Raw genomic sequence first — 16,407 nt, forward strand, 5'->3', positions numbered from 1 at the left:
TCGGCTCACCTGGTTTCAAGGGGAGCAACACAATGATCAAACGCAATCTGCTGGTGATGGGCCTCGCCGTTCTGCTGAGCGCCTGCGGTTTCCAGTTGCGTGGTACCGGCACCAACGAACTGTCGATCAAGGAAATCGACCTGAGCGCGCGTAACGCTTACGGCGAAACCGTGACACAGCTGCGTCAGACGCTGGAATCCAGCGGCGTCAAGGTCTACAGCGGCGCGCCGTACAAGCTGTACCTGGCTGACGAGCAGGAAAGTCAGCGCATCCTCAGCTATGCCGGTGCCGGTCGCACAGGCGAGTATCAGGTCAACACCGTGCTGAGCTATGACATCCGCGGCGAGAAAGACCTGTCACTGATCAGTGACAAGCTCGAAGTGCAGAAGGTCTTCATTCACGACGGCAACAACCTCGTCGGGTCCGATCAGGAAGCCAACGACGCCCGTCATGAAATCCGTCGCGAACTGGTTCAGCGCATGATGCTGCGCCTGTCGCAGCTGACCCCGAGCCAGTTGCAGCAACTGCAGCAAGCCGCCAACGACCGCGCCAAGGCTGAAGCCGATGCGCTGGAAGCGGCACAAAAGGCTGAAGCGGAAACCCCGCGTCAGTCGCCGCTCGAAATACCGCAGCAGTAAGCTGTTCGGGGCGCTCAGGCGCCCCGATCGACTTTTCTTATGAAGCTCGCTCCCGCTCAACTCGGCAAACACCTGCAAGGCGCACTCGCGCCGGTCTACATCATCAGCGGCGATGACCCGTTGCTGTGCCAGGAAGCCGCCGACGCCATTCGCAGTGCTGCGCGCCAGCAGGGATTTGACGAACGCCAGGTGTTTGCGGCCGACGCCAATTTCGATTGGGGCACGTTGCTGCTGGCCGGCGCGAGCATGTCGCTGTTTGCCGAAAAGCGCCTGCTGGAACTGCGCCTGCCTTCGGGCAAGCCCGGTGACAAGGGCGCTGCTGCGCTCATCGAATATTGCTCACGCCCGGCTGAAGACACCGTACTGCTGATCAGCCTGCCCAAGCTCGACGGCAGTGCGCAAAAGACCAAGTGGGGCAAAGCCCTGGTTGAAGGCCAGCAGACCCAGTTCATCCAGATCTGGCCGGTGGACGCCAATCAGTTGCCGAGCTGGATTCGCCAGCGTCTGTCCCAGGCTGGCTTGTCGGCCAGCCAGGACGCTGTCGAACTGATCGCCGCGCGCGTCGAGGGCAATCTGCTCGCCGCCGCGCAGGAAATCGAAAAGCTCAAGCTGATGGCCGAAGGTGGCCAGATCACCGTCGAAACCGTGCAGGCCGCCGTGGCGGACAGTGCCCGCTTCGACGTATTCGGTCTGACCGACGCGGTACTCAATGGCGAGCCGGCCCATGCGCTGCGCATGCTTGAGGGTTTGCGTGGAGAAGGCGTCGAACCGCCAGTGATTCTCTGGGCCCTGGCCCGTGAGTTGCGGCTGCTGGCCAACATTGCCTTGCAATACAGCCAGGGCACCCCGCTGGACAAATGCTTCAGTCAGTCGAAACCGCCGGTCTGGGACAAGCGCAAGCCGTTGGTCAGCAAAGCCCTGCAACGCTACTCGGCGCAACGCTGGGCGCAACTGTTGCTCGAAGCCCAGCGTATCGATGCGCAGATCAAGGGCCAGGCCGCGGGTTCGCCGTGGATGAGCCTGAATCGTCTGGCGTTGTTGATGGCGGGGCAGCGGCTGTCACTCCCCGCCGAGTAAGGCATTCAAAGCCCCCATTCGCGAGCAGGCTCGCTCCCACAGGTGACCGCGGTCTCTCAGTGGAACCCGGTCCACTGTGGAAGCGAGCCTGCTCGCGAAAGCGCTTTCACATTTGCACACAAGCGGTACTGGACAGACGAACAACATCGGCAGATTATTTCCCCCGCAAAACCCACCTCACCAAGAGCATTCTCATGAGCAAAAAGCCCGCGAAACATGGCCCCAACAAGGCCAAATCCATCGTCGCCCAGCCCTTGTTCCGCAGTCGTCAGGAACGACCCTCCAAGGGCAAAGGCAGCTACCGCCGCGAAGCCTTCCAGTCTGACAGCTGGGAGGCTTCTTACTTTCTGGCTGCCTGAAGCGCAGTACCCCTCGGTCATGTTAAGGTCTGCACCTGATTCGTATTCCCTGGAACCGTGCATGCCCTTCAGTCTTTCCAATCGTTGGCCTGTTCGCCAACTGATCGCTGCCTCCAGCTTCATTCTGCTTGTCGCCTGTGCGGAAAAACCCACCGCCGCTGATGCGCAACCCCTGCAAGCCGCACCTGTCGCCACGGCCCCAGCGATCATCCCGCCGGTAGTGCCGTCCGCCGACCCTCTCGATCTGCAACCCACCCAGACCTTCGCCGAATGGCAGGCGGGTTTCCGCAAGGATGCCCTGGCCGCCGGGATTCGTCCCGAGCTGTTCGATCGTGCGTTTGCCGATGTCAGCTTCGATGCCAGCGTGATTCGTGCCGACCGCAGTCAGCCGGAATTCTCGCGCCCTGTGTGGGAATACCTCGACGGCGCACTGTCGCCGCTGCGCGTGCGGAAAGGCCAGACGCTGGTCAATCAATACGCCGACATCCTGCGCGATATCGAACAGCGCTATGGCGTTGATCGTCAGGCGCTGGTGTCGGTGTGGGGCATGGAAAGCAACTTCGGCCAGTTCCAGGGCAGCAAGTCGGTGATCAACTCACTGGCCACCCTCGCCTATGAAGGCCGCCGCCCGGGCTTTGCCCATGCGCAACTGATTGCCGCCCTGCAAATTCTGCAACAAGGCGATATCACCCCGGAGAAAATGCTTGGCTCCTGGGCCGGCGCCATGGGCCAGACCCAGTTCATTCCGACCACCTACAACACCCATGCCGTGGATTTTGACGGCGATGGCCGTCGCGACATCTGGGGCAGCCCCGCCGATGCGCTCGCCTCGACTGCGCATTATTTGCAGAGTTCGGGCTGGCAGCGTGGCCAACCATGGGGCTTCGAAGTGCAATTGCCGAGCACCTTCGATTACACCTTGGCCGACGGTGCGATTCGCAAGAGCGTCGCCCAATGGCGTCAGTTGGGCGTGAGCCTGCCGAACGGTGCGCAAGTGCCTGTCGGCTCTGAGCAACTGTCCGCAGCGCTGCTGCTGCCGGCCGGTTATCGTGGCCCGGCGTTTCTGATCCTCGACAACTTCCGGGCGATCCTCAAGTACAACAACTCCTCGTCGTATGCCTTGGCGGTGAGCCTGCTGTCGGAGCGTTTCAATGGCGGTGGCCTGATCAACGGGACCTGGCCGAAAGACGACCTGCCGCTGAGCCGCACCGAGCGGATGGAATTGCAGACCTTGCTGAGTGCACGCAACTTCGACGCTGGCACAGCGGACGGGATCATCGGCGCCAACACGCGCAAAGCGATTCGCAGCGCGCAGCAGTCACTGGGCTGGCCGGCGGATGGTTATCCTACGCATAAGTTGCTGGAAAGCCTGCGTACCCAATAGAACGAATGCCGTATGGCTGATATCGCTTTCGCGAGCAAGCTCGCTCCCACATTGGAATGCATTTCAAATGTGGGAGCGAGCTTGCTCGCGAAGACTGACTGTCAGGCGACTTATTTCTAAGCCTTGATCACCACATCCTGCTCCAGCATCAACTCCTGCTTGCCCGCATCCAGGCGCACCAGCGCGCCCATCGGCAGCGTCAGGTTCGGATCGCAATGCCCGCTGCGCCAGCCTGACAAAACCGGAATCCGCCACGGCTCGAAGGTCTGCTTGAGCAAGCGGTTCAGGGCCTGAACATCGACCCCCGCGACATCGCCCACCAACACCCCACGCAACTTCGCCAACTTGCCAGCCAGACGCATCTGCGTCAGCAAGCGGTCGATGCGATACAACGGCTCGTTGATGTCCTCGATCAGCAGAATCACCCCTTCGACATCGATTTCATAAGGCGTACCCAGCGTTGCGGCGATCATCGCCAGATTGCCACCCAGCAGACGCCCGTGAGCGACGCCCGGCTCGACAGTGGTCAACGGATACGCCGCTGGGTGGCTGAGCACACTTCCCGCCTTCGACTGCCCGCGCAACATGGCGAAGAATGAAGTGACGGTCGGCGGTTCCTTGTCGCCCAGCAAATCGGCATTGAGCAACGGCCCGTGAAAGGTGACGAAGCCGGCGTAGCGACTGATCGCCAGGTGCAGCGCGGTGATGTCGCTGTAGCCGACGAAGGGCTTGGCGTGGCGACCGAGCAGATCGTAGTCGATCCGGTCGAGCAATCGCGGCGTGCCGTAACCGCCGCGCAGGCAAATGATCGCGTCGACTTCGGGATCAGCGAATGCCGCGTGCAGGTCGCGCAGGCGCACTTCATCGCTGCCGGCCAGATAACCGTCCTTCTCGGAAACACCGGGAAACACTTTCAGCCCATAGCCACGGGCGCGCATCCATTGCAGCGCCTTTTCCGTATTCAGAGTCCCAGGCCCGGCAGGCGCGATGACGCCAATAAGCCCTTCTGCCGGCAGCGCGGGCACGGCTCGGTGCGGGCAGAGCGTGTGAGTCGGTCGAATGGTCATCCTTGCAGCTCCCTGGCTAAATCATGCACACAGTAGTCAGCTTGAGACACAAACAAAAGTCCCTCATCGTAACGCGGCCCGCCTAACCCTCTCCGGAGGTAGAGGGAACTGACCGAGATGACCGAGTTGAATGAGGTTTTGAAAAGCAAGGAAACCGGCTCCCGCTCGTTCGGGAGGGGCTGGGGTGAGGGGTGGGTCCAACACGGGTTCCAAGCCAGGCCGGAATGCTCTATTCCAGGCAAAAAAATGCCCGCCGGGACAAACCTCGGCGGGCATTTTTCATTGGATGCGGATCAAGAACCCAGCAGCTCGGCCTTGACCAGCTTCGCCTGCTCGTCGGCGTGATACGAGGAGCGTACCAGCGGACCCGAGGCAACGTTCTTGAAGCCCATTTTGTAACCTTCTTCGGCGAACCAGGCGAAGGTGTCCGGGTGCACGAAACGCTGCACCGGCAAGTGGCTGCGTGACGGTTGCAGGTACTGACCGAGGGTCAGCATGTCGATGTCGTGTTCGCGCATGCGCTTCATGACTTCGATGACTTCTTCGTCGGTTTCGCCCAGACCCAGCATCAGACCGGACTTGGTCGGAATGTGCGGCATCATCTGCTTGAAGCGCTGCAGCAGGGTCAGCGACCACTGGTAATCCGAACCCGGACGCGCGGCCTTGTACAGACGCGGCACGGTTTCCAGGTTGTGGTTGAACACATCCGGCGGCTCGGCAGCGGTGATTTCCAGGGCGATGTCCATGCGGCCACGGTAGTCCGGGACCAGGGTCTCGAGCTGCACGTTCGGCGACAGTTTGCGGATTTCGCGGATGCAGTCGGCAAAGTGCTGGGCACCGCCGTCACGCAGGTCGTCGCGGTCCACCGAGGTGATCACCACATACTTGAGCTTGAGGTCGGCGATGGCGATGGCCAGGCTTTCCGGCTCGTTGACGTCCAATGGCTTCGGACGACCGTGGCCGACGTCGCAGAACGGGCAGCGACGGGTGCAGATGTCGCCCATGATCATGAACGTGGCGGTGCCGCCGGAGAAGCACTCACCGAGGTTCGGGCAGGAAGCTTCTTCGCAGACGCTGTGCAGCTTGTGCTTGCGCAGCAGGCTTTTGATCCGGTCGACTTCCGGCGACACCGGGATGCGCACACGAATCCAGTCGGGCTTCTTCGGCAGTTCGGTGGTCGGAATGATCTTCACCGGGATGCGTGCAACCTTCTCGGCGCCGCGCAGCTTGACGCCGGCTTCGACCTTGGGACGCGGGGCCGGGCGCTCGGTCACGTCGAGCGTCGGGATCATGGTTTGCACTGCATCAGTAGTCATATCAGTCGATTCCGCCCGTGAGGGTCGTCTGCTCAGCATAGTCGAGGTGTTTGACGAGCTGCGCACGCAGCCGGGCACTTACCTCGGCAAATTCAATCGATCCTGCGTGATCGCTCAGCTGGGTCATCGCCAGCCCGGCGTAGCCGCAGGGATTAATCCGTCGAAACGGTTCCAGGTCCATATCCACGTTCAGGGCCAGGCCATGAAAGGAACAACCGTGGCGAATGCGCAAACCCAGAGACGCAATTTTTGCGCCCTCGACGTAAACGCCGGGAGCATCCGGCTTGGCCGCTGCGGTCACACCGTAGCTGGCCAGCAGTTCGATCAGGCACTGTTCCATGCGCGTGACCAGATCACGTACGCCGAAACCCAGCTTGCGTACGTCCAGCAGCAGATACGCCACCAGTTGGCCGGGGCCATGATAAGTCACTTGCCCGCCGCGATCGACCTGCACCACCGGGATATCTCCCGGCAGCAGCAAGTGCTCGGCCTTGCCGGCCTGGCCCTGAGTGAACACCGGCGGGTGCTCGACGAGCCAGATTTCATCGGCGGCCGCGCTGCCGCGTTCGTTGGTGAAGCGCTGCATGGCATGCCAGACCGGCTCGTAAGCCATCCGGCCAAGTTCGCGAAAGCCCAGCGTGCCCGGCATCACAACACCATGTGCACGAAGCCGGTCGCCCGCAGTTCGCTGTTGATGTTGTACAGCTGATCCTGATCGGTGGCGACAATGTGCAGTTGAATGGTGGTGTACTTGCCAGTGCTGCTTTGACGCTCGTCGATGCGTTCATCGTTGATGGTCGCGTGTTTCTTGACGATTTCAATGATCTGGTCTTTGCGACCGACGCCCGTATCGCTGATCACCTTGACGGGATAATCCGTAACAGGGAATTCGATCTTCGGCGCCTTTACTTCGGTATCGGTCATGGCGTAACGGCCTCTAGAGTGCAAGCCGTGGTAACGCACATGGCCCCGCTCCGGATCGGGGCGGGGCCATGCAGGTCAACACTGAATCAGTTGAACAAGCCGTAGAAGAATAGACGGATGCTATCCCACATGCGGCGGAAGATACCACCCTCTTCGACGCCGTCCAGAGCGATCAGGTCAGCGCTGTGCACCACCTTGTCTTCCAGTTTGACTTCGACTTTACCGATCACGTCGCCCTTGGCGATAGGCGCGGTCAGTTGCGGGTTCATGGTCATGCTGGCAGCGAGCTTCTTCAGCTGGCCTTTTGGCAGGGTCATGGTCAGGTCTTCAGCCAGGCCGGCCTTGACTTGATTGGTGGTGCCTTTCCACACCGGCGCCTGAGCCAGTTCGGTGCCCTTCTGATAGAAGGTCTGGGTTTCGAAGAAGCGGAAACCGTAGGTCAGCAGCTTCTGGGTTTCAGCAGCACGGGCCACTTCGCTGTTGGTACCGAATACCACGGCGATCAGACGCTGACCGTCACGCACAGCCGAAGACACCATGCAGTAGCCGGCTTCGTCGGTGTGACCGGTTTTCAGACCGTCAACGGTCTTGTCGCGCCACAGCAGCAGGTTGCGGTTAGGCTGCTTGATGCCATTCCAGAAGAACTCTTTCTGCGAGTAGATCGCATAGTGAGCCGGGTCTTCGTGAATGATCGCGCGGGCCAGGATCGCCATGTCGTGCGCCGAGGAATAGTGCTCAGGGTTCGGCAGACCGGTCGGGTTCATGAAGTGGGTATTGGTCATGCCCAGTTCGGTGACGGTCTTGTTCATCAGGTCGGCGAACGCGTCTTCGCTGCCGGCGATGTGCTCGGACAGCGCCACGCTGGCGTCGTTGCCGGACTGGATGATGATGCCGTGCAGCAGGTCGCTGACCGTGACCTGCGAGCCGACCTTGATGAACATCCGCGAACCGCCGGTACGCCAGGCGTTTTCGCTGACGGTCACCGGATCGTTTTCACCGATCTGGCCGCGACGGATTTCCAGGGTCGCGATGTACGCGGTCATCAGCTTGGTCAGGCTGGCCGGTGGCAGACGCTGGTCGCCGTTGTTTTCAACCAGCACGTTGCCGCTGCTGGCATCCATCAGAACGTAGGCTTTGGCGGCCAGTTGTGGTGGCGACGGCATCATCTCGGCCGCGAAAGCGGCTGGCGAGAGGAGCAGCGGGACTAGCAGACACAGGCGTTTGGCAAAGGTGGTGATGTTCATCCGTCTCTCGAAATCGCTAATGGAAACTTGCCCGAAGGCAAAACTTGTTCAGACAGCCTTCTGACGGGCCATCGCGTGTTCAGTTGCTCACTCCAGTCACCCTTGCCGGGCTTTTGTTCTTCGAAGAGCCAACAACCTGGTTCACCCCCCGAATACCGCAAGTGAACCGTCAATCAAGGTCTACTTATTACTCGGTGACCACGCTGGGCGAGCCCAGGTTGGCCAGGCGCACGCTGTTCTGCACCTGGGCGATTTCACCCGGCGAGCCGATTGGCCCCAGGCGAACCCGGTGCAGGGTCTGCTGATTGCGCACGATCGAGCTGATGAACACCGGAGCGCTCACCATCCCGCTGAGCTTCGACCTCAGCAGTTCGGCAGCGTCCGGGTTGGCGAAGGCGCCCACCTGCAGATACTGGCCAGACGCTGTTGCAGAAGCGTTTTTTTTTGCGTCGATCTGCACCGGCACCACGGCCGCTGCATGCTGCTGTGGCGGCGGGGTCCACTGCTCGACAGTGCCGGCCGAAGCCGTAATCACCGGAGCGCTGGTCTGCGCCACTTGCGGCTCGTTGAGCATCAGCGGCGCCGGACGGCCCTTGGCCGCCCACCACTGCTGCGGATCGATGCCTTCGACCTTGACCCGCGCGGTGCCGGTTTCGGCGTAACCGAGTTTCTTCGCCGCCGCGTAGGACAGATCGATGATGCGATCGGAATAGAACGGCCCGCGGTCGTTGACCCGCAGGATCACGGTCTTGTTGTTGTCCAGGTTGGTCACCCGAACGTAACTTGGCAGCGGTAAGGTCTTGTGTGCGGCACTCATGCCGTACAAGTCATAGACCTCGCCGTTGGCAGTGTTCTGCCCGTGAAACTTGGTGCCGTACCAGGACGCCGTGCCGGACGCGACGTAAGTCCTGGATTCCTGCAGCGGGAAGTAGGTCTTGCCCAGCACGGTGTAGGGGTTGGCCTTGTACGGGCCAGTGTGCAGGGTCGGCGTCGCATCCGGGATGCGCGAGACATCGACGTCCCACCATGGCGCGCCATCTTTGTGCGCGCGGTTGATGTCCAGGCCCGGCTGGGCGCGGACAGCAGTGGACGGCGTTTTCTGCGTCGGGGTGCGGCTGGTCGTGCAACTGGCGACCAGAACTGCCAACGCAGCGAAAGCCACCAGCTTCAGGGGTTTATGATTAGGCAATGCCTGCATTACTTGACGCCCCGTGCTTGTACCAGCTGTTCAGACAGTTGATGTACGGCCATGGCGTACATCACGCTGCGGTTATAACGCGTGATTGCGTAGAAATTTTTCAGGCCCATCCAGTATTCCGGGCCGTTGTCGCCTTCGAGGCGAAATGCGGTAACCGGCATATCATCGCGCAGCGCATCATGACTTGACCAGCCCAGCGCCCGCAACTCTGCGACCGTTTTCGTCGGCTCGATACCGCTGGTCAGGCCTTCATCGACGTGCTCGCCGCCCACATCGGCACGGCTGACCACCGGCTCGCCGGCGACCCAGCCGTGACGCTTGAAATAGCTGGCAACGCTGCCAATGGCATCGTCCGGGTTGTTCCAGATATTGATGTGGCCGTCACCGTCGAAATCCACCGCATAGGCGCGAAAGCTGCTCGGCATGAATTGCGGCAGACCCATGGCCCCGGCATAGGAGCCTTTGAGGGTCAGCGGATCGACCTGCTCTTCACGCGCCAACAGCAAGAACTCGCGCAGTTCCTTGCGGAAAAATTCGGCACGGGGAGGATAGTCGAAACCGAGCGTCGACAACGCATCGATCACCCGGTAATTACCGGTATTACGTCCGAAAAAGGTTTCAACGCCGATGATCGACACGATGACCTGTGCCGGTACGCCGTATTCCTGCTCGGCACGCGCCAGGGTTGCCTCGTGCTGACGCCAGAAGTCGACACCGCGGGCGATGCGCGCGTCGGTGATGAACATCGGGCGGTATTCGTTCCATTGCTTGACCCGCTCGGCAGGCCTGGAAATGGCGTCGAGAATCGCCTGCTTGCGCTGCGCCTCGCGAAATACCGCCATCAGTTGCTCGCCGGCGAAACCGTAGTCGCGGGTCATTTCACCGACGAATTCAGCCACCTGCGGCGAGCCTTCGTATTCGCCGGCCAGCGCTTCCTGAACGCTGCCGAGCAGGCCCATCAGGCCAACCAGCGGCGCGCATCGAGTCGCCCAGCCACGCATGACTTGCATTGAACTGTTCACCTTATTCAAACCTGTGCGATCCACTTGCGATGGGTATGGATCGACATCAAAACCCCAAACGCTGACAGCAGTGTCACCAGCGAAGTTCCTCCGTAGCTAATGAACGGCAACGGCACCCCTACGACCGGCAACAGGCCACTGACCATACCGATGTTGACGAAAACGTAAACAAAAAATGTCATGGTCAACGCCCCGGCGAGCAATTTGCCGAACAGGGTCTGCGCCTGAGCGGTGATCACCAGCCCGCGGCCGATCAACAGCAGATAAATCAGCAACAGCGCGCAAATGCCGACCAGACCGAATTCTTCGCCGAGTACGGCAATGATGAAGTCGGTATGGCTTTCCGGCAGGAAGTCCAGGTGCGACTGGGTGCCGAGCAGCCAGCCCTTACCGAAGACACCCCCTGAACCGATCGCGGCTTTAGACTGGATGATGTTCCAGCCGGTGCCCAGCGGATCGCTTTCCGGATCGAGAAAGGTCAGGATTCGTTGCTTCTGGTAGTCGTGCATGATGAAAAACCACATCGCCACCGACACCGGAATCGCCGCCGCCAGCACGCTGATGATCCAGCGCCAGCGCAACCCGCCCATGAACAGCACGAACGCGCCACCGGCCAGAATCAGCAGCGACGTGCCGAGGTCGGGCTGCCGCACGATCAGCGCGAACGGCACGCCGATCAGCATCAGGCTGATGCCGACGTGCTTGAGTTGCGGCGGCAAGGTGCGCTTGGACAAGTACCAGGCGATGGTCGCCGGCATGAGGATTTTCATGAATTCCGAGGGCTGGAAGCGGATCACCCCGGGAATGTTGATCCAGCGCGTGGCGCCCATGGCGTTGTGGCCCATGATGTCCACGACCAGCAACAACACCACGCCGATGACATAACCGAGCGGCACCCAACGGGCCATGAACCGCGGTTCGAATTGGGCGATGACAATCATCGCCACCAGACCGATGCCGAACGACGTCGCCTGCTTGCCCAGCAGATCCCAGCTCTTGCCGCTGGCCGAATACAGCACGAACAGGCTGCCGGCAGCGAGAATCAACAGCAGGATCAGCAGCGGGCCATCAATGTGCAGCCTTTGCAGCAACGTCGCGCGGCGACGCATCACATCCTCGCTGGAGAGCATGCGATCGAAGTTATTCATCACGGGCCGTGGCCTCCGCAGTGATTGGGCTGGCGTACTCGGCCTTCAAATGTCCGTCCTTGTCGAGCAGCCAGGCGTCCATCACCTGACGCACTACCGGTGCCGCAACGCCAGAACCGGATTCACCGTTCTCAACCATCACCGAGACGACGATCTTCGGGTCATCGGCCGGAGCAAAACCGACGAACAAGGCATGGTCGCGGTGGCGTTCCTGGACTTTGGAGCGGTCGTACTTCTCGCCCTGCTTGATCGCCACGACCTGGGCGGTACCCGACTTGCCGGCGATGCGGTATTGCGCGCCGATCGCCGCTTTACGCGCGGTGCCGCGCGCGCCGTGCATCACTTGCTGCATGCCATGGTTGACCTTGTTCCAGTCGGACGGATCGCGCAGCACGATGTTGGGCATCGGGTTGTCATCCACCGGCTTCACCCCGTCGAGGGATTTGGCCAGGTGCGGACGGTTCCAGATGCCTTTGTTGGCCACCAGTGCCGTGGCCTGAGCCAGTTGCAGCGGTGTCGATTGCATATAGCCCTGGCCGATCCCGAGAATCAGGGTTTCGCCGGGGAACCATGCCTGTTTGCGTGTCGCCCGCTTCCATTCACGCGACGGCATCAGGCCGGGGGATTCTTCGAACATGTCCAGCGAGACCTTCTGGCCGATGCCGAACTTGTTCATGTAGGTCGACAGCCGATCGATGCCGAGCTTGTGCGCCAGGTCATAGAAGTAGGTGTCGTTGGACCGCATGATCGCTGTGTCGAGGTCGACGAAGCCGTCTCCGGTGCGGTTCCAGTTGCGGTATTTATGGTCGTAGTTGGGCAGCATGTAATAGCCCGGGTCGAACACCCGACTGGACGCGGTGACTACGCCGGCATCGAGACCGGCAATCGCCACCGCCGGCTTGATCGTCGAGCCCGGCGGGTACAGGCCGCGCAGCACGCGGTTGAACAGCGGCCGGTCGATGGAATCGCGCAACTCGGCGTAAGCCTTGAAGCTGATTCCGGTGACGAACAGGTTGGGGTCGAAACTCGGCTGACTGACCATCGCCAGCACCTCACCGGTCTTCGGATCAAGCGCTACCACCGCGCCACGCCGACCGCCGAGTGCGGCTTCAGCGGCTTCCTGCAACTTGATGTCCAGGCTCAGGACAATGTCCTTGCCGGGAATCGGATCGGTGCGTTTGAGCACGCGCAATACGCGGCCCCGGGCGTTGGTCTCGACTTCTTCGTAACCGACCTGCCCGTGCAATTCCGGCTCGTAGAAACGCTCGATGCCGGTCTTGCCAATGTGGTGGGTGCCGCTGTAGTTGACCGGATCGAGGCTTTTCAGCTCTTTCTCGTTGATCCGTCCCATATAGCCCACCGAATGCGCAAAATGCGCGCCCTGCGGATAGTGACGGACCAACTGCGCTACCACCTCGACGCCCGGCAGGCGGAACTGGTTTACCGCGATGCGGGCAATCTGCTCTTCGCTCAGTTCGAACAGGATCGGCACCGGCTCGAACGGCCGGCGCCCCTGCCGCATGCGCTTCTCGAAGATCACCCGGTCCTCGGGTGTCAGTTCCAGCACTTCGACAATGACGTCGAGCACCTGCTGCCAGTCGCCGGAGCGCTCGCGGGTCATGCTCAGGCTGAAGCTTGGGCGGTTGTCCGCGACCACCACGCCGTTGCGGTCGAAAATCAGTCCGCGCGTCGGCGGAATCGGCTGCACATGGACGCGATTGTTTTCCGACAGGGTCGAGTGGTACTCGTACTGAATCACTTGCAGGAAATACAGCCGCGCGATCAGTACGCCGATCAGCAACATGACCGCAATGGCCCCGAACACGACGCGGCTGCGCACCAGGCGGGCGTCCTTTTCGTGGTCCTTGATGCGGATCGGCTGAGACATGAGGGCAGGCTTACTTGTGGTAAGGGTGACCGGACAACACGGTCCAGGCACGGTACAACTGTTCGCCAATGAGGATGCGCACCAGCGGATGCGGCAACGTCAGCGGCGACAAGGACCAGCGCTGATCGGCACGGGCGCAGACTTCCGGCGCCAGCCCCTCGGGGCCACCGACCATGAAATTGACCGTGCGCGAGTCCAGCCGCCAGCGATCGAGTTCGACCGCCAGTTGCTCGGTGCTCCAGGGTTTGCCGTGGACTTCCAGCGTGACGATCCGCTCGTTCTGCCCGACCTTGGCCAGCATGGCTTCGCCTTCCTGGCGGATGAATCGGGCCACGTCGGCATTCTTGCCACGGGTATTGAGCGGTATTTCCACCAGTTCCAGCGCCAGCTCGGACGGAAGACGCTTGGCATATTCATGCCAGCCTTCTTCCACCCACTTGGGCATGCGTGAACCGACGGCGATCAGGCGCAGTCGCACAGCAATCCCTTACAGCTGGTCTTTGTTGAGCTTGGTGAAATGCTCGTGGGTGTTTTCCGGGCTGTGGTGCCTGGCGTCGGCCGCACGGCTCTGCTCGGCACCGGCCCACAGGCGCTCCAGGTCGTAGAACTGACGCGCCGAGGCAGTCATCATGTGCACGATGACCAGGTCGAGGTCGAGCAGCACCCAGTCGCTGTCGCCCTTGCCTTCTTCGCCCAGCGGCTTGGCGCCCTGCTTTTTGACTTCTTCGCGAACCTTGTCGAGCATCGCGTTGATCTGGCGGTTGGAGGTACCGGTGGCGATGATCATGTAGTCAGTGATGCTCTGCTTGTCGCGAACATCGATGACCTGAATGTCCTGGGCCTTGACGTCTTCCAGTGCGGCGACGGCCAGTTTGACCAGTTCATCGCCCTTGAGCGGCTCGTTGGTGCTGGCGACTTCCGGCAGCGGCGCGCTCTTGAAGGTGCCTTTGCGCTTTACTTTCGGTAGATCTTTATCAGTCATATGAAACTCGTTTTGCTCATGTATTCGGCGGCTTGGGGATACGGTGATTCGTATCCGTGAAGCACGCCTTGTTCAGTTCGACGCACGGTACAGACCGTGCGCATCGATGTAGGCCAGGACCGCGTCGGGCACCAGGAAACGTACCGACTTACCGCTGGCCAGCAGTTGACGGATCTGGGTGGCGGAAACCGCGAGCGGTGTCTGCCAGACGAATGCAATCTGTCCGCTCGGCCCGTTCAGGGCCAGCGGGTCGCTCACCGAACGCGCTGCCAGCAGGTTGCGCAAGGCATCCGGCGGTTCGCTGTCGGCGTCCGGGCGCTGTAGCACCAGGATGTGGCAATGCTGGAGCAACTCTTCCCAGCGGTGCCAAGTGGGCAGGCCGCAAAATGCGTCCCAGCCCAAAAGCAGAAAAACCTGGGTCTCGGCGGGCATTTCGGCGCGCAGCGACTCCAGGGTATCAATGGTCCATGACGGCTTGTCCCGCTGCAATTCGCGGGCGTCCACCATCAGCGGCGGCAAACCGGCCACCGCGCACTCGACCATGGCCAGCCGATCCTGCGCCGACACCTGCGGCGTACCGCGATGTGGCGGTCGCGCGCTGGGCAGCATGCGCAGCTCATCGAGCGCCAGCGCCTCGGCGACTTCAAGCCCGCCGCGCAAATGGCCGATGTGCACCGGGTCGAACGTACCGCCCAGAACGCCGATGCGTCGTGGAGGCGACTCGCTGCCGGTGTGCGGCGCTTTCAGGTCGAGGTCGGTCAAGTCAGACCGTCGCCTGGCCGCGCAACTGGCCATCACCGACCACAATGTACTTCTCGCAGGTCAGACCTTCGAGGCCCACCGGGCCGCGGGCGTGCAGCTTATCAGTAGAAATGCCGATCTCGGCACCCAATCCGTATTCAAATCCATCGGCGAAGCAGGTCGGCGTGTTGATCATCACCGAGGCCGAGTCGACTTCCGCCACGAAGCGCCGGGTGTCGGCGAGGTTTTCGCTGACGATCGAGTCGGTGTGGTGAGAGCCGTAATGGTTGATGTGTTCGATGGCCTGGTCCAGCCCGTCGACCACGCGGATCGACAGAATCGGCGCCAGATACTCGCTGCTCCAGTCGTCCTCGGTGGCCGCTACGGCCTCGACGATCGCCCGGGTGCGCTCGCAGCCGCGCAACTCGACGCCTTTTTCGCGGAATTGCGCGGCCATCGCCGGCAGAAAATCCTGCGCAACAGCCTGATCGACCAACAAGGTTTCCATCGCCCCGCAGATGCCATAGCGATAAGTCTTGGCATTGAAGGCAATGCGCTGGGCTTTGGCCAGATCGGCGTGTTCGCTGACATAAACGTGGCAGATGCCGTCCAGATGCTTGATCACCGGTACGCGGGCATCACGGCTGATACGCTCGATCAGGCCACGGCCACCGCGCGGCACGATCACATCGACGTACTCAGGCATGCTGATCATCGCGCCGACGGCGGCACGGTCGGTGGTTTCGACCACTTGCACCACGGCGGCGGGCAGCTCGGCCTCGGCCAGACCACGTTGAATGCACGCAGCAATCGCCCGGTTGGAATGAATCGCTTCAGAGCCGCCGCGCAGGATCGTCGCGTTACCAGACTTCAGGCACAGGCTGGCAGCGTCGATGGTCACGTTGGGCCGGGACTCGTAGATAATCCCGATCACGCCCAGCGGCACGCGCATCTTGCCGACCTGGATCCCCGACGGACGGAAACTCATGTCGCGTATTGCCCCGACCGGATCCGGCAGCGCAGCGACCTGACGCAAACCGACAATCATGCCGTCGATGCGTGCCGGGGTCAGTTCCAGACGTTCCAGCAACGCAGGCTCCAGGCCATTGGCGCGACCGGCAGCGAGATCCTGTTCATTGGCGGCAGCCAGCTCGGCACGCGCGGCGTCCAGGGCATTGGCGGTGGCCTGCAGGGCGCGGTTTTTCTGCGCGGTGCTGGCACGGCCGATGACCCGGGAGGCGCTGCGGGCGGCGCGACCCAATCGGGTCATGTAGTCAAGAACGGACTCAGTCATGGTCTGCTGGGGTCTTGGCAAAGAGGAAAGCGGCAGATTATAGCTGTCACGTCCCGGGACTAACAGCGGTGACGGGCGGATGGTCAAAATGAGCTGCGAATGGCCTTCGTTCAGACGTAATTAAG

General features: G+C 61.5%; 17 protein-coding genes. 4 read left to right on the top strand and 13 right to left on the bottom strand.

Annotated features, from left to right (window positions below; translation table 11 throughout):
• Positions 1-32 precede the first annotated feature (32 nt).
• From lptE to V6F91_RS22850, 4 genes are all read left to right on the top strand, one after another.
• A complete protein-coding gene (gene lptE, locus V6F91_RS22835) occupies positions 33-638 on the top strand; it encodes an LPS assembly lipoprotein LptE (protein ID WP_332768404.1) in 606 nt (201 codons plus the stop codon).
• Positions 639-677: 39 nt separating this feature from the next.
• Positions 678-1,715, top strand: a complete 1,038-nt coding sequence (gene holA, locus V6F91_RS22840; RefSeq protein WP_203419612.1) for a DNA polymerase III subunit delta — start codon at positions 678-680, stop codon at positions 1,713-1,715.
• 194 nt (positions 1,716-1,909) lie between these two features.
• Positions 1,910-2,074, top strand: a complete 165-nt coding sequence (arfA, locus tag V6F91_RS22845) for an alternative ribosome rescue factor ArfA (RefSeq protein ID WP_090286599.1) — start codon at positions 1,910-1,912, stop codon at positions 2,072-2,074.
• A gap of 61 nt (positions 2,075-2,135) precedes the next feature.
• On the top strand, positions 2,136-3,458 hold the full coding sequence (locus V6F91_RS22850) for a lytic murein transglycosylase (protein WP_332768408.1): 1,323 nt from the start codon (positions 2,136-2,138) through the stop codon (positions 3,456-3,458).
• 116 nt (positions 3,459-3,574) lie between these two features.
• Here the strand turns inward: V6F91_RS22850 and V6F91_RS22855 are convergent, their stop codons facing one another.
• The 13 genes from V6F91_RS22855 to V6F91_RS22915 all read right to left on the bottom strand — a co-directional run bounded on the left by V6F91_RS22855 (position 3,575) and on the right by V6F91_RS22915 (position 16,282).
• Positions 3,575-4,525 (bottom strand): LD-carboxypeptidase, encoded by a 951-nt coding sequence (locus V6F91_RS22855; protein WP_332768410.1) that lies wholly within the window; start codon positions 4,523-4,525, stop codon positions 3,575-3,577.
• A 293-nt stretch (positions 4,526-4,818) separates the two neighbouring features.
• Complete coding sequence (gene lipA, locus V6F91_RS22860; RefSeq protein WP_160768663.1) at positions 4,819-5,817, bottom strand: lipoyl synthase; 999 nt, start codon at positions 5,815-5,817, stop codon at positions 4,819-4,821.
• Positions 5,818-5,842: 25 nt separating this feature from the next.
• The gene (gene lipB, locus V6F91_RS22865) at positions 5,843-6,490 is read right to left on the bottom strand and encodes a lipoyl(octanoyl) transferase LipB (protein WP_090286605.1); all 648 of its coding nucleotides are present in this window, start codon (positions 6,488-6,490) and stop codon (positions 5,843-5,845) included.
• Positions 6,490-6,765: a DUF493 domain-containing protein gene (locus V6F91_RS22870; protein WP_093098020.1), complete on the bottom strand. Its 276-nt coding sequence runs from the start codon at positions 6,763-6,765 to the stop codon at positions 6,490-6,492. Before V6F91_RS22870 ends, lipB begins: the two co-directional genes overlap by 1 nt.
• An 86-nt stretch (positions 6,766-6,851) precedes the next feature.
• Positions 6,852-8,009: a D-alanyl-D-alanine carboxypeptidase family protein gene (locus tag V6F91_RS22875; protein WP_332768415.1), complete on the bottom strand. Its 1,158-nt coding sequence runs from the start codon at positions 8,007-8,009 to the stop codon at positions 6,852-6,854.
• A 187-nt stretch (positions 8,010-8,196) separates the two neighbouring features.
• On the bottom strand, positions 8,197-9,207 hold the full coding sequence (locus V6F91_RS22880) for a septal ring lytic transglycosylase RlpA family protein (protein ID WP_332768417.1): 1,011 nt from the start codon (positions 9,205-9,207) through the stop codon (positions 8,197-8,199).
• A complete protein-coding gene (gene mltB / locus V6F91_RS22885; RefSeq protein ID WP_332768419.1) occupies positions 9,207-10,217 on the bottom strand; it encodes a lytic murein transglycosylase B in 1,011 nt (336 codons plus the stop codon). Before mltB ends, V6F91_RS22880 begins: the two co-directional genes overlap by 1 nt.
• A gap of 17 nt (positions 10,218-10,234) precedes the next feature.
• Entirely contained in the window at positions 10,235-11,338 is a 1,104-nt protein-coding gene (rodA, locus tag V6F91_RS22890) for a rod shape-determining protein RodA (protein WP_208941038.1), read from the bottom strand.
• 31 nt (positions 11,339-11,369) lie between these two features.
• Entirely contained in the window at positions 11,370-13,265 is a 1,896-nt protein-coding gene (gene mrdA, locus V6F91_RS22895) for a penicillin-binding protein 2 (RefSeq protein ID WP_332768421.1), read from the bottom strand.
• Positions 13,266-13,275: 10 nt separating this feature from the next.
• Positions 13,276-13,743 carry a 23S rRNA (pseudouridine(1915)-N(3))-methyltransferase RlmH gene (gene rlmH, locus V6F91_RS22900; protein ID WP_009051038.1) on the bottom strand — a complete coding sequence of 156 codons (468 nt, stop codon included), beginning with the start codon at positions 13,741-13,743 and terminating at the stop codon, positions 13,276-13,278.
• Between the two features lie 9 nt (positions 13,744-13,752).
• Positions 13,753-14,247 carry a ribosome silencing factor gene (gene rsfS / locus V6F91_RS22905; protein ID WP_090286619.1) on the bottom strand — a complete coding sequence of 165 codons (495 nt, stop codon included), beginning with the start codon at positions 14,245-14,247 and terminating at the stop codon, positions 13,753-13,755.
• A 72-nt stretch (positions 14,248-14,319) separates the two neighbouring features.
• Positions 14,320-15,042, bottom strand: coding sequence for a nicotinate-nucleotide adenylyltransferase (gene nadD / locus V6F91_RS22910; RefSeq protein ID WP_332768424.1), 723 nt, complete (start codon positions 15,040-15,042; stop codon positions 14,320-14,322).
• Positions 15,011-16,282 carry a glutamate-5-semialdehyde dehydrogenase gene (locus V6F91_RS22915; RefSeq protein WP_332768426.1) on the bottom strand — a complete coding sequence of 424 codons (1,272 nt, stop codon included), beginning with the start codon at positions 16,280-16,282 and terminating at the stop codon, positions 15,011-15,013. Before V6F91_RS22915 ends, nadD begins: the two co-directional genes overlap by 32 nt.
• Positions 16,283-16,407 lie beyond the last annotated feature (125 nt).

The sequence above is a fragment of the Pseudomonas koreensis genome (assembly GCF_036668835.1).
GTDB lineage: Bacteria > Pseudomonadota > Gammaproteobacteria > Pseudomonadales > Pseudomonadaceae > Aquipseudomonas > Aquipseudomonas koreensis_I.

What these genes read in the sequence shown, in the direction of transcription:
- holA (WP_203419612.1), top strand. Translation starts at nt 678, where the DNA reads ATGAAGCTCGCTCCCGCTCAACTCGGCAAACACCTGCAAGGCGCACTC.
- rodA (WP_208941038.1), bottom strand. Translation starts at nt 11,338, where the DNA reads ATGCGTCGCCGCGCGACGTTGCTGCAAAGGCTGCACATTGATGGCCCG.
- V6F91_RS22850 (WP_332768408.1), top strand. Translation starts at nt 2,136, where the DNA reads ATGCCCTTCAGTCTTTCCAATCGTTGGCCTGTTCGCCAACTGATCGCT.
- lptE (WP_332768404.1), top strand. Translation starts at nt 33, where the DNA reads ATGATCAAACGCAATCTGCTGGTGATGGGCCTCGCCGTTCTGCTGAGC.
- nadD (WP_332768424.1), bottom strand. Translation starts at nt 15,042, where the DNA reads ATGGCCAGTTGCGCGGCCAGGCGACGGTCTGACTTGACCGACCTCGAC.
- rsfS (WP_090286619.1), bottom strand. Translation starts at nt 14,247, where the DNA reads ATGACTGATAAAGATCTACCGAAAGTAAAGCGCAAAGGCACCTTCAAG.
- V6F91_RS22855 (WP_332768410.1), bottom strand. Translation starts at nt 4,525, where the DNA reads ATGACCATTCGACCGACTCACACGCTCTGCCCGCACCGAGCCGTGCCC.
- V6F91_RS22870 (WP_093098020.1), bottom strand. Translation starts at nt 6,765, where the DNA reads ATGACCGATACCGAAGTAAAGGCGCCGAAGATCGAATTCCCTGTTACG.
- lipA (WP_160768663.1), bottom strand. Translation starts at nt 5,817, where the DNA reads ATGATCCCGACGCTCGACGTGACCGAGCGCCCGGCCCCGCGTCCCAAG.
- lipB (WP_090286605.1), bottom strand. Translation starts at nt 6,490, where the DNA reads ATGCCGGGCACGCTGGGCTTTCGCGAACTTGGCCGGATGGCTTACGAG.
- V6F91_RS22880 (WP_332768417.1), bottom strand. Translation starts at nt 9,207, where the DNA reads ATGCAGGCATTGCCTAATCATAAACCCCTGAAGCTGGTGGCTTTCGCT.
- V6F91_RS22875 (WP_332768415.1), bottom strand. Translation starts at nt 8,009, where the DNA reads ATGAACATCACCACCTTTGCCAAACGCCTGTGTCTGCTAGTCCCGCTG.
- mrdA (WP_332768421.1), bottom strand. Translation starts at nt 13,265, where the DNA reads ATGTCTCAGCCGATCCGCATCAAGGACCACGAAAAGGACGCCCGCCTG.
- arfA (WP_090286599.1), top strand. Translation starts at nt 1,910, where the DNA reads ATGAGCAAAAAGCCCGCGAAACATGGCCCCAACAAGGCCAAATCCATC.
- V6F91_RS22915 (WP_332768426.1), bottom strand. Translation starts at nt 16,282, where the DNA reads ATGACTGAGTCCGTTCTTGACTACATGACCCGATTGGGTCGCGCCGCC.
- mltB (WP_332768419.1), bottom strand. Translation starts at nt 10,217, where the DNA reads ATGCAAGTCATGCGTGGCTGGGCGACTCGATGCGCGCCGCTGGTTGGC.